The 12,557-nt window shown below is 40.2% G+C and carries 9 protein-coding genes; all 9 read right to left on the bottom strand.

Features of this window, described 5'->3' with window-relative positions:
• Window positions 1-18: 18 nt before the first annotated feature.
• A complete protein-coding gene (locus NSQ25_RS08240) occupies window positions 19-918 on the bottom strand; it encodes a RodZ domain-containing protein (protein ID WP_326136426.1) in 900 nt (299 codons plus the stop codon).
• Window positions 919-941: 23 nt separating this feature from the next.
• Window positions 942-1,733 (bottom strand): DUF3388 domain-containing protein, encoded by a 792-nt coding sequence (locus NSQ25_RS08235; protein ID WP_003211480.1) that lies wholly within the window; start codon window positions 1,731-1,733, stop codon window positions 942-944.
• A gap of 131 nt (window positions 1,734-1,864) precedes the next feature.
• Window positions 1,865-2,122, bottom strand: coding sequence for a DUF3243 domain-containing protein (locus NSQ25_RS08230; protein WP_024424114.1), 258 nt, complete (start codon window positions 2,120-2,122; stop codon window positions 1,865-1,867).
• Window positions 2,123-2,195: 73 nt separating this feature from the next.
• Window positions 2,196-2,927: an SDR family oxidoreductase gene (locus NSQ25_RS08225; protein ID WP_081124409.1), complete on the bottom strand. Its 732-nt coding sequence runs from the start codon at window positions 2,925-2,927 to the stop codon at window positions 2,196-2,198.
• 28 nt (window positions 2,928-2,955) lie between these two features.
• Window positions 2,956-6,075, bottom strand: coding sequence for an MMPL family transporter (locus tag NSQ25_RS08220; protein WP_326136428.1), 3,120 nt, complete (start codon window positions 6,073-6,075; stop codon window positions 2,956-2,958).
• Complete coding sequence (locus NSQ25_RS08215; protein WP_034281891.1) at window positions 6,053-6,529, bottom strand: MarR family transcriptional regulator; 477 nt, start codon at window positions 6,527-6,529, stop codon at window positions 6,053-6,055. The genes NSQ25_RS08220 and NSQ25_RS08215 overlap by 23 nt, the downstream gene beginning before the upstream one ends.
• Window positions 6,530-6,680: 151 nt before the next feature.
• Window positions 6,681-7,973 carry a pitrilysin family protein gene (locus NSQ25_RS08210; RefSeq protein WP_025092606.1) on the bottom strand — a complete coding sequence of 431 codons (1,293 nt, stop codon included), beginning with the start codon at window positions 7,971-7,973 and terminating at the stop codon, window positions 6,681-6,683.
• On the bottom strand, window positions 7,970-9,250 hold the full coding sequence (locus NSQ25_RS08205) for a pitrilysin family protein (protein WP_326136429.1): 1,281 nt from the start codon (window positions 9,248-9,250) through the stop codon (window positions 7,970-7,972). The genes NSQ25_RS08210 and NSQ25_RS08205 overlap by 4 nt, the downstream gene beginning before the upstream one ends.
• Window positions 9,251-9,395: 145 nt before the next feature.
• The gene (locus NSQ25_RS08200) at window positions 9,396-12,512 is read right to left on the bottom strand and encodes an MMPL family transporter (protein WP_081124406.1); all 3,117 of its coding nucleotides are present in this window, start codon (window positions 12,510-12,512) and stop codon (window positions 9,396-9,398) included.
• Between the last annotated feature and the right edge of the window lie 45 nt (window positions 12,513-12,557).

Here is a 12,557-nt window from a genome sequence, read left to right as displayed (position 1 = left end):
GAAAAGTCATCTACTTGCTTAAGATGACTTTTCCTTTCCTTTATTCACAATCACAATGTTTTGTGTCATGGTGTTCTTAGGGTCTAATTCGTACTTAAGTGTCTCGTCATTTATCTTGATATTAATTCCAGACGCATTGCCTAGACGGATATCGACCTGAGAAAGCTCAGACAGGTCTGTTTTAAACGATTCGCCATCTTTTAGTTCACCCATCTTCAGCACTTTTCCAGATTTGTCTCTTACGCGCAGCCATGAAGCTTGCGAGGCAGAAATTTTTAACTCCATTTCGTCTGCACCTGATACTTCATACGTTGTTGTCGAGCCTTCTGTATTCGTCGCCTTTAAAGATACAGTTTCATCGTCTTTTGATGAATCATCTTTTTTAGATGATTTTTCTTTATCATCTGACGAAGCTTTTTCTTTTTTCTTTTGATCTTTTGCAAGAGATGAATCCTCAGATACTTCATATTTAGATTCTGATTGCTGAGGGGCCGCCTGATTATTCTTCTGTCCGCTATCATGATTGACCGCCTGCACGATCACATAAATGATGGCGATGACCACAATGATGCCTCCAATAATTAAAATTGTCGGCAATAGTTCAAGCACTTTCGAGGCAGGCTTTGGCAACTCTCTTTGCGGCTTAATATTCGATAATTTATCAGATACTTCATCGTTATACGTGCTTGGAACATCTTTACGAAATTCTTCGAACAATTGTTCAGGATTCAGTCCAACGGCTTCGGCATATTGTTTAATAAACGCTCTGACGTAAAATTTACCTGGAATAATATCATAGTTTCCTTGTTCGATTGCTAGCAAATAGCGCTTTTGGATCTTGGTAGCCGCCATCAGATCCTCCAGCGACATCCCTTTTTCCTCTCTGGCCTCAACGAGCCGTTTTCCCAATTCAGTCAAAACAAACACCTACCATTACCATATTAAAAATCGAAGCCGGAAAAACCAGAATGATCAAACACTTGTGGTTCTTCAGCGTGTTCATATGTAATTTCTTCGTCTGCGCTATTCCGCAATTCAATGATATAGTCGAAATCATCCATTGTATATTCTGAATTTTGAATAAAGATGTCTGGATGCTCGACCACCTTCGTTGCCGGCAGTCTCATAATTTCCCTTAAAAGCTGCAAATGCTTCTCAGAACCTCTTCTTGTCGACACAATCCCATCAATAATAAAGACGTTATCTGGGCTGTATTCATCTGCGATCAGCTGACTTCGGATCGTCTGTTTCAAAAGAGTTGATGATACAAACAGCCATCTCTTGCTTGCACAAACACTTGAAGCCACAATTGATTCTGTTTTTCCGACACGCGGCATTCCGCGAATCCCAATCAATTTATGTCCTTCTTTTTTAAAGAGTTCAGCCATAAAATCAACAAGAAGACCGAGCTCGTCTCTTTCAAAACGGAACGTCTTTTTGTCATCCGCATCACGCTGTATGTATCTTCCATGACGAACAGCTAAGCGGTCACGAAGCTTTGGCTGTCTTAATTTCGTTACTTTTATCGTTTCCATTGTATTTAAAATTGATTCAAGCCGCTTAATTTGATCTGTGTGGTCACAGCGTAAAAGCATTCCGCGTCTTGATACATCAACACCATTGATTGTCACAATATTAATTGAAAGCATCCCCATTAGAGAAGAAATGTCTCCTAAAAGTCCGGGACGGTTTACCTGTATCTCATATTCAAAATACCATTCGAGCTTTGCCAAATGATATTACCCCCTTCATTGTGGCAAATTTTTACCTTCCTTTATCATAAAGCATTTTCACATTTTTAGAAAGCACAATGTTGTGAAACGGTTAAAATAAAAAGAGAGGCACAAACGACCTCTCTTTTTGTTTAGTGCGAGCTATTATTTTCAACCAGCTTGACCATCATATTTGCAATGGCACGCTGCTCATCTTCTGATGCAACGCTCCAAAGGTCAGCAAGTACTCTTTCCTGCTCGTTCTTTGCCTCAACTTCGTTAGCTAGATATCCGCCAATTTCATACGCAAGGTTATTGATGGTCTCATCCTCTAAACCTTTATCCTGCGCATGATTTAAGCGATCACCTAAAAAGTTTTTCCAATGGTCCCAGTTCTCAAGTACAGACATGTCGATTCCTCCATTCGAAAAGATGAATTACAGCCATAGCTTTTGTCATGGAGAGACGAATTATACACGTTTTTTAACAGTACCAGCCGCCATTGACAGATAAAATTTGACCGGTGATATAACTTGACTGTTTTGAGGCGAGAAACCAAATGACATCTGCAACCTCCTCAGGCGATGCAAGCCGGCCAAGCGGAATTTCTTCTTCCAGCATCGCGATGTCTTCCTGCGTAAAACGATTCATCATGTCTGTTTTGACAGCACCTGGCGAGACAGCATTTGCTCTAATTCCACTTGGAGCAAGCTCTTTTGCTAATCCTTTTATAAATGCATTTTGCGCACCTTTGACCATGCTGTACAGCACTTCACACGATGCTCCCGTTTCTCCCCATATCGAGCTGACCGCAATGATATGGCCTGCTTTCTTTTGAATCATGGCAGGTAAAAGGGATTGGGTAAGCTCATATGGACTTGTGACATGAAGCTGCACCATACTGGCTAATACGTCTTTTTCTGTGTCTGTCACCAATCCGACATGGCTCCTGCCGCTATTTAAAACAAGAATATCTGGACAGAGCGGCAGACGGCTGACAAGCTCATCTGCTCCTCCCGTTTTAGATAAATCTGCTTGAACGACATGCGTTTGAATGGAATATACCTCATCCAAATGAGCGGCGAGGCGCACAGCTGCCTGTTCATTTTTATAATAATGGAGCATCACATGGCAGCCTTCTTGGGCAAGCTTTTTGGCAGCTGCCTGCCCAATCCCGCCACTGGCACCTGTTATCAGCGCCCAACGACTCGTCACATTGATTCCTTCTTTCTATATAGAATACCTATTCTTTTCGTTTAAATGGGAACCAGTTGGCTGATCCGAACAATTTCACCATCACAGGTACGAATAATGGTAGCACAACGAGTGCGTACAGTAAAAGTCCTGTGAGGACAAGTGTTGCAATCTGCAGGAGAGACAGCACACCGGATGGAAGCATTGCGGCAAATGTTCCTGCCAAAATAACAGCAGCAGACATAATGACAGATCCCATATTTTTCATTGATTCAGTCATGGCAAACTGGATGTCTTTTGTTTTATATTCATTGAACCGCTCCATTAAGAAAATCGAATAATCGACTCCGAGCGCCATTAATATGACAAATCCAAAGAATGGCACAGCCCAGTTAATGCCTGGATACCCGAAGAAATGGGTGAAAATAAATTCAGTTACACCGATTGCGGTAAAGTAAGTCAATATGAGTGAACCTACCAAGTAAAGCGGCATGACAAGCGAACGGAACAAAATCACCAAAATAAGGAAAATACCAATCATCATGTAAAGAACTGTCTTATTGAAATCTTGGTCTGACAGCTGTTTTAGATCAGCGTTCATACTTGATACACCTGAGACGCCAAATGACGCATCTTTTAGGTTTGTTTCAGGAAGTGCCCGCTCGACAGAAGCTTCCACTTGTTTAATTATCGACAAGGCGTCATTTCCATATGGATTTTTCTCTAAAATGACATCAATTTTTGTCATCTTGCGATCATCTGACATGTATGAATCAAATACTTGCTTGAATGCTTTATTTTTTAAGACGTCTTTTGGAATAAACCAGCCGGCCATGTCTTGATCTGGTGCATTTTTCAGTTCATCTAAGTAGTCACCTGCACCCATTAAGCCGCTTGAAATTTTCTCCAGTCCATTTACACTTTTGTTCAGGCCGTCTGTTAGCTTGGTTAGATCATCTCCAAAGCCGCCAATCTTTTCTTTCATTTGCTTTTGGCCATTCATGATGTCGCCCGCTCCATTTGCAAGCTTTGGCATATTATCAGCTAATTGTCCTTGACCTTTAGACGTTTGATCCAGTCCTTTTTCAACTGCATCTAAGCCAGCAATGAGTTCATCGATTTGATTCGTCAAGACTTTTTGCTGCTCTGAAGCTTTTGCGATAAAGGCATCAGCCGCTTCAAGCTGCTTTCTAGCTTCTTTCGCTTGTTTGGCATAGCTGTCTGCCTGTTTCGCCCCTTCTTGCAAGGTCGCAGAAAGTTCACTGTATGAAGCTTTAATCGCTTGATACGATTGATTTTCTTTTACCTGCGGGATTTGCTTTTCAAGGGTACTAAATTGTGTATTTGCTTGTTTGATTAACGTTTTTACATCTGCTGCGGCAGAGGATGACGTATCCACTTGCGCTAATGCCGCCTTTAATTCTTTGGAAATGCTTTTATACAGTGAGACTTGCTGATTCACTTGTGCGACTTGAGCCATTAATTCCTTTTTTGCACCTTTGATTTCATCTTTAATGGCTGCTACACCTTTTTTATTTTGGTCGATGCCGTTTTGCAATTTTCTTAAGGATTTTTCAACATTTTGAATCCCTGTTTGCACAGATTCTGTACCAGAAATCAATTTGTTAATGCCTTTTCCTGATGATTTGATTTGCGGCGTTTGATCCTCAATGGATTGACTCATTGTCGTCAGTGCATCTTGGATGTTTTTCAAGCCTTCATTGCTTTTATCAAGTCCTGTGTTCAGTTCTTTGGCTTGTGATTTTACGTACAGATCACTCAGCCCTTTACCGACAGGACGGGTGGCACTTCTGACTTTGCTGACGCCATCTGTTTGTTCAATTGCACGGCTGAGTTTTTCGATGGCAATCAGCCCTTCATTGTTGTCTAAAAGGTCAGATGATTTCACAACCACTGTTGCCGGAAGTGCTTCACCCGGTCCAAACTTATCAGAAATGGTATTGAATGCGTTAACCGATTCGTATTTATTACCAATTTCATCTAAGCTGTTATAAGAAAGAGTTCCTTTATACATGAGAATTGGCGGAAGCGTAATGATTCCTACAATTAATAAACTGAAAAGCGGTTTCTTAAATGAAAAACGGCCTGCTGTTTCCCACATTTTTGACTGCGGGTGGGCAATATCGCCTTTAATCGGCCAAAATAACACCTTTCCTAAAACTGCCATAAAGAACGGCACAATCGTGAGAAGAGCCACAATGAGCACAGCAACCCCAACTGCTACTGCAACAGCTGATTTATAAAGCTGGAATTGTGCCAAGCCAATACATGTAAAACCGATCAGAACCGCAATTCCGCTGAATAAGACGGTCTTTCCTGCTGTTTTATACGTAATCAGAATCGCCTCAATTTTATCTTTACCGTGTGCGATCTCTTCCTTAAAACGGCTGAGAAGCAGTATGCAGTAGTCCGTTCCAATTCCAAACATGATCGCGACCATAAAGATCTGAGTAAAGGTCGAGAGCGGAAAGTCTACATATTTCACTAAATAAGCTACGATTGATTGACTCACCAAGTAAGACAGTGCCACTGCGACTAACGGAACGAAAGGCGCCACAGCTGACCTAAAGACAAGAATAAGGACAACGAGAATAAACCCAATCGTAATGAATTCTGTTTTCTTCAGGCCTTCCTGCGAACTTGTAATAACATCATCATCAATTAACGGCTGCCCTGTCATTTCAAATTTCAGATTTAAGCTTTTCAGCTTTTCATTGACTCTATCTTTAAAATCGGACGCTTTGATTTTGTTTGAGTCGTATGTAACTGGAACAAGGAGTGTCGTTTGATCTTTAGAGAGCATTTGTTTTTTGATATCTTTATTGGCTTCAAAGTAAGAAGTAATGTCCTCTATGTGGAGATCTTGATCCTTTTCTAAAATATCCATTGCCTTTTTTAAAGATGTTTCTCTTTCTTTCACAATGTTCTTTTCTTGAAAGACAATGACGATTGATTTTTCTGTATCGCCGTTTTCAGACATTTTCTTTAATAACTGATTGGCATATGAGGACGGATAGCCGTCTGGTACAGAAATTTGCCCCTTTTCTTTTGTTAATTGCGCCATATTAGGAGCGGTGATGAGTAACACTGCCGCTAATACGACCCACAGGATCGTGATCAGCCATCTACCCTTTATGATTGCTCTCATTAGTACTTTGTGCCTCCTCTTCGATGATCACTTGATAGATCTTTTCATATGTTTGAATAAATGATTCCATTTCTTTTTCTTCAAGCTTTTCAAAATAAGACCGAACTAAGTCTTGAAGCTGCTTTTCCATTCGGCTGACCACTTCTTTGCCCTCTGGCGTGACGTACAGATGAACATTCCTTCTGTCAGCTTGATCATGTTCACGAAAAATATAGTTTTTCGTAAAAAGACGGTTGGTCATGGATGTTACAGCACTTTTGTTTACATTACATACATAAGCAAGGTCCGTAGATGTACACCCTGGATGTAAATTGATGTATCGAAGCGAGTAATATTGATCAAGCGTCAGCTCTTTATCAAGCTTTTCGGTGATCATACTCGAGACTTTTTTCTCCATCCAGAGATAGACATCTGCATACCTCTGGATGAGCTGGGCAATTTTATTTTGTTCCATACGCTGCTCCTTTTTAGTTTAAGTGTTTAACTATTAAAGAGTTTAACTAATATCCAAAACAAATGTCAATGAATATCCTCGTAAATAAAGCGGCTTTTTCAATGAACATAAAAAAGACAAACTCTGCCGATATGAGTTTGTCTTTTTAAATTTATTTTGTTTTTGGGACGACTTTGAAAACAGACATCCGTTCTTCATCAATTTCTTCATCTAAAATTTGCTGAATATCAGCTAATTGAATTTGTTCCAGCATTGTGACGACATCAAATAAGCTCATGTCTAAGAATGCATATCGAGTAAATTGGTTCGCGATATATTCTGGAGAATTCATGGCTTTTAAAAAGCTGCCGATTTTTTTCTTGCGTGCAAGCTCAATTTTCTCTTCTGTCATGAGGCTTTTTGCTTGAAGAAGGGTTTCTTTTAATACCTTTGCGAGTTGATCAGGATCATTTGTATCCCCGCCAACTGAAGTGAAGCCAAAACCGCCTTCTTCGGTATAATCGTAGCTGAATGTTTCATCAATTAAGCCCTTTTCATACATCTGTTCATATTGTAAGGAGCTTTTGCCAAACAGCGTCTCTAAAATGAGATTCATCCCAAGCTCATGCTTTAGCAGCTGATTTCCTTTTTTATGCGGATTCTTTGTTTTCAAACCGAACATACATTTAGAGCCTTGTACGTTCATTGGAAGTTCGTATTCTTTCCGGTATACACCTTCAGGCTCATTGATGTCTTTTCGTTTGATCTCCGGCTGGTCTGTAAATGGCTTTTTCGCCTGATTCGCTCTGACTTGATCTAAAATTTGCTTCGGATCAACAGGCCCGACAACGAATAGAAGCATATTGCTCGGGTGATAGAACGTTTCATAGCATTCATATAAATGATCTTTTGTAATAGGGGCAATGCTCTCTACTGTTCCAGCAATATCTATTCTCACAGGATGCTCTTGATATAAATTTTCAATCAGACCAAAGAATAAACGCCAGTCCGGATTGTCATCATACATGTTAATCTCTTGACCAATGATGCCCTTTTCTTTTTCGACTGTTTTTTCAGTAAAATAAGGCTCTTGAACAAAATCAATGAGTGTCTCAAGGTTCTGTTCGACATTTGAGGTGCTTGAGAATAAATAAGCCGTTCTTGTAAACGTTGTAAAAGCGTTTGCGGATGCTCCTTGTTTACTAAAAGTATGAAACACGTCTCCATCTTCTTTTTCAAACAGCTTATGCTCTAAGAAATGGGCAATTCCGTCAGGCACTCGAATCATGTCTTCTTTTCCAAGCGGCACAAATTCGTTATCGACAGAGCCATATTTTGTTGTAAAGGTCGCATAGGTTTTGTTAAACCCTTGCTTTGGCAGCACATAGACGTCAAGTCCGCTTTCCATTTTTTCGTGATAGACCGTTTCTTGCAGCTGATCGAATTGAATTGTTTTCACTGTCATGAAGCACCCTCCGTTCCTTTAAGAAAATAGGTCGTATCCCATTGGATTTTCTGACCCACTTTGATGATGTCCTCTTTTGTCACTCGGTCTAATGCTTCTAAAAAGGAATCAAGGGTTTCCCCAGTTGGCACAACGGCATGCTGATACAAATATTCTGCTGTTCCATAAGACGTATCGATCGTTTCAAGCAGCTGGTTTTTGACGACTGCTTTTGTTTGATCAATTGCTTCATCTGAAAAATCACCTTTTTGCATCGCTTCAAATTGTTCTTTGATGATGTCCACTGCCTGCTGGTAGTTGCCGACTTCAATTCCTGACATCACCATCATCAAGCCTTTAAAGCTCTCAAGTCTAGACACAGCGTAGTAAGCAAGACTTGCTTTTTCCCGAACATTAATGAAAAGCTTAGAATGCGAGAAACCGCCGAATATGCCATTAAACAAATGCAGTGCCGGATAATCTTTATCTGCAATCGTTGTATGTGTGCGAAAGCCGATATTCAGCTTGCCTTGTTTTACGTCCTCTTCATCAATGACTTCTTTTGGTCCATTTTGAGCTCTTGCTGATTCAGTCTGCTTTTTGACTGGTTCTCTTTCACTTGTTTTAAAGTACTGGGAGACCATTCGGCTGATGTCTTCTTCGTCAACATCTCCGACAACATAAAGATCAAGCTGGTTTGATTGAAGCGCATGCTCATAAGCTTCAAAGAGCGAGTGAGCTGTGATGGCGTCAATGTCTTCCATTTCACCATTGACGTGCAGTGCATATGGTTCTCCTTTACACATTTCCTGCACGAGTCTTAAGTTCGAATAACGCATTTTGTCATCATAAACTGCCTGAATTCGCTGTTTTAAAGTGCGTTTTTCTTGATCCACATATAATTGACTAAACACCCCATCTTCAACATACGGGTGGAATAATAGGTCGGATAGTAAGGAAATCCCTTTTTCTAGTAAAGGAGTTTGATCCTTTAAATATTTTTCATTCGCCATTTCTAGGCGGAAGGTAATGATGTGATTCTCACCTTTTTTTGCCATGTCTGCCGAAACGGTTGCTCCATAGAGCTCATCAAAATAGGCACGCAGTGCTCCTGTTTTGGGCATCTTTTCTGTTCCTCTTAACAGCACATGCGGGAAAAGAGAACGCATGGTGACGTCATCTTTGGATAGCGGTGCAAGCATTTTAAAAAGAATTGTCACAGTTTTAAATTTTTCTGTTTTGACAATATGAGTATGAAGACCGGGTGTGTCCAGTGTCTTCTCTTGTAAGTACGTCATGAGAAACCTCCTTTGTTCATCCTATTTATTATGTATTAGAACATGGCTGATATATACGTGAAACAGCCATTTAATAGACATTATATCAATCAGAGGAAAGAATAGGAAATAAAAACGCCTCTGCTCATAGCAGAGACGCCAGTCGTTATTTCATTCTAAACGGCCACCAATTCCATTTACCAAAAATACGAACCATGACCGGAATAAAGAGGGGCAATACAACAAAAGCATATAATAAAAGTCCAATGAGTACGACCGTTGCAATTTCAACAAGCGATAATACTCCTGATGGCAGCATAGCAGCGAACGTACCTGCTAAAATGGCCACTGCAGAAATAATGACAGAACCCATATTTCTCATCGCTGATATCATCGATGCTTGTACATGCTCTCCCTTCCATTCATTAAAACGATCCATGAGGAAGATGGAATAATCGATCCCGAGCGTCACAAGAATGACAAAGCTGAAAAATGGGACAGCCCAGCTGACACCATCGTAGCCAAAAAATGTTTTAAAGATCCATTCTGTTAAACCGATTGATGTAAAATACGTTAAAATCAGTGAAAGTGTTAAGTATATCGGCATGACGATTGACCGTAATAAAATAATTAAAATAATAAAAATACCAATTAACATGAAGATAACAGTTCGAATAAAGTCACCGTCAGACGTTTCTTTTAAGTCCACATTTAAGCTTGAGATACCAGATACCCCGTATTTGGCATTTTTGAGTCCACTTACAGGTAAATATTGATCAAGGGTTTCCTCAATTTTCGCGACACCTTTCATCGCTTCATTGCTGTATGGATTCACATTTAAGATGACTTCAAAAGTCGTTAATTTACGATCTGGAGACATATACGTATGAAAGATTTGCTTAAATTCTTGGCGTTTCAGCACTTCTTCTGGAATAAACCAGCCCGTTACTTCTTCATCTGGCGCTTGCTGAAGCTGCTTTAAGTAGCCGTCAGCCTCGGTGAAGCCGCTTTTGACCTGCTCAAGCCCTTCAATACTTTCATCTAATCCATCTGTTAATAACGTAAGTTTCGATGAAAGCTGACTAAATCCTTTTTTGATGGCTTTTTGGCCTTCTGTCAGCTGATCTGCACCATCTTCGATTTTAGGCATTTCTTTAATCAATTGTTTTTGGCCCTCATTTGTTTGGTCAAGGCCGTCATAAATTTGATCAAGCCCGTCCATGAGCGCTTGCACTTGGCGTTTTACTTCTTTTTGCTTGCTTGATAAGGTTTGAATCACTTGATCTGCCTGCTTGATCTTTTGCTTAAAATGAGCGGCTTCCTCTTCATATACACTCATTTGATCCCCTGCTTGATCAAGCATTCCTTTTGTTTCTTTGAATACTTTCTTGATTTCTTTATATTCATCCATGTCTTTTACTTCTGGAAGACGATTTTCTAGTGCTTCAAATGATAGATTTTCATAGGATGCTTTTACTTTCTTAATGGTTGTCATCAGCTGCTGATTTGATTTTCCATGGCGTTCAAGTGTATTCACCACACGCTCTAGCTCTTGAATCATCGTTTCGCTGCTGCGATATTCTTGCTCTAATTCTTTTTTCGCTTTTTTGATTTTACTTCGAATGGTGCCGACGCCTTCCTTACTGCGTCTCACCCCATCTTCTAAAGAGATTAGGGATTCCCTGACTTCTCCGACACCGCTTTTGATTGCTTTTGTTCCATCAATCAGCTGGTCAATGCCTTGAGCGGATTCTTCAATTTTTGGTTTTTGTTTGAGAAGAGCGAGATTTGTTTCGGTCAAGCCATCTGAAATTTTCCCGATTCCTTCATGGCCTTTGCCAAGTTCTCCTCCCAGCTCTTTCGCTTGAGAGGTGACATAAAGCTGGCTCAGCCCGTCCCCAACAGGACGCGTGACACTGCGGACTGTTTTGACTTCGTCAATGTCATTTAATTTACGAGTCAGTTTTTCAATCATGACAATCTTTTCTTGATTATCTAGCTTATCATCATTTTCGACAAGCACATTCAGCGGCAGCGCTTCACCAAAGCCAAATTGCTCTGATATCGTATTAAATGCAGACACCGACTCATATTTATTCCCAATTTCATTTAAACTGTTATAAGATAGGGTCCCGTCGTACATCAGAATAGGAGGTACCGTAATAAGAGCGACTAACCCTAAGCTGATCAGCGGCCTTTTAAATGAAAAACGCCCAGCCCATTCCCACATTTTACTTTGCGGGTGCCGAATGTTTTCTCTTTTAGATGGCCAGAATAGAGATTTTCCGAAAACAGACATAAAAAAGGGAACGATGGTGACAAGGGCAATCAGCAGAATGCCTACTCCAACGGCAACACTAACGGCTGATTGATACAATTGGAATTTAGCAAATCCAATACTTGAGAAGCCGACTAACACGGCTAAGCCGCTGAAAAATACCGTTTTCCCTGCACATTGATATGTGACGATAATCGACTCTTTGACATCACGGCCTTGACCGATCTCCTCTTTAAAACGGCTTAACAGCAGGATGCAATAATCCGTTCCGATACCGAACATAATGGCTACCATAAAAATCTGAGTAAAATTAGATAGAGGAAATTGTGTATATTCTACGAGAAAAGCCACAATACACCGGCTGACAGCGTAAGAAATGCCTATCGTAATGAGCGGAACAACAGGTGCCAATATCGATCTGAAAACAATAATTAAAATAAAGAAAATAAAAATCATCGTGATAAGTTCGGTTTTCTTCAGACCTTGTTGAGAGCTTTGAATGACATCTGAATCCACAAACTTTTGACCCGTTATTTCATATGAGACATGATAGGGCTTTAAAACTTCCTCAATTTGTTCTTTAATCTTCACAGCTTTTGTTTCGTAGTGGTCGAATTTGAATGGAACAAGAAGTGTACTTTTATCCTTTGATAAAAGTTGTTTTTGAATGTCCGGATCTACATGAAAATACGAAGTAATTCCGTCAATGTGGAGTTCTGGGGCATTTGACATGAGTGCAGCTAAAGCCTTTTTTAATTCCTGCTCTTTCGCAGGGAACAGATGTTGTTCGGAGAATACAAGCACACCTGTATCTTTTTTCCCGTTCTTATCTGACAGCTTATCCAATAGGTGAAGTGCCTCAGCTGTTGGTGTCCCCTCCGGAACCTTTAATTGCCCTTTTTCTCTTGTTAATTCCTCTAAATCGGGCGCAGTAATAAACAGAATCACAGCTGTTATCATCCACACCACTAATACAATCCATCTTGCTTTAATTATTTGCAACATAGCTGCTTCAAGCTCCTTCTACTTCTTCAATCAATTTGCTGTATT

The sequence above is a fragment of the Bacillus sp. FSL R5-0512 genome (genome assembly GCF_038593295.1).
In the GTDB taxonomy this organism is placed as follows: Bacteria; Bacillota; Bacilli; order Bacillales; family Bacillaceae; genus Bacillus; species Bacillus safensis.
Note: the sequence above shows the minus strand (reverse complement) of the source record. Positions and strands in the feature narration are given on the sequence as shown.

Excerpts from the sequence above, each read along its gene's own strand:
- NSQ25_RS08230 (WP_024424114.1), bottom strand. The coding sequence starts at position 2,122 with ATGTCTGTACTTGAGAACTGGGACCATTGGAAAAACTTTTTAGGTGAT.
- NSQ25_RS08220 (WP_326136428.1), bottom strand. The coding sequence starts at position 6,075 with ATGAGAGCAATCATAAAGGGTAGATGGCTGATCACGATCCTGTGGGTC.
- NSQ25_RS08215 (WP_034281891.1), bottom strand. The coding sequence starts at position 6,529 with ATGGAACAAAATAAAATTGCCCAGCTCATCCAGAGGTATGCAGATGTC.
- NSQ25_RS08210 (WP_025092606.1), bottom strand. The coding sequence starts at position 7,973 with ATGACAGTGAAAACAATTCAATTCGATCAGCTGCAAGAAACGGTCTAT.
- NSQ25_RS08205 (WP_326136429.1), bottom strand. The coding sequence starts at position 9,250 with ATGACGTACTTACAAGAGAAGACACTGGACACACCCGGTCTTCATACT.
- NSQ25_RS08200 (WP_081124406.1), bottom strand. The coding sequence starts at position 12,512 with ATGTTGCAAATAATTAAAGCAAGATGGATTGTATTAGTGGTGTGGATG.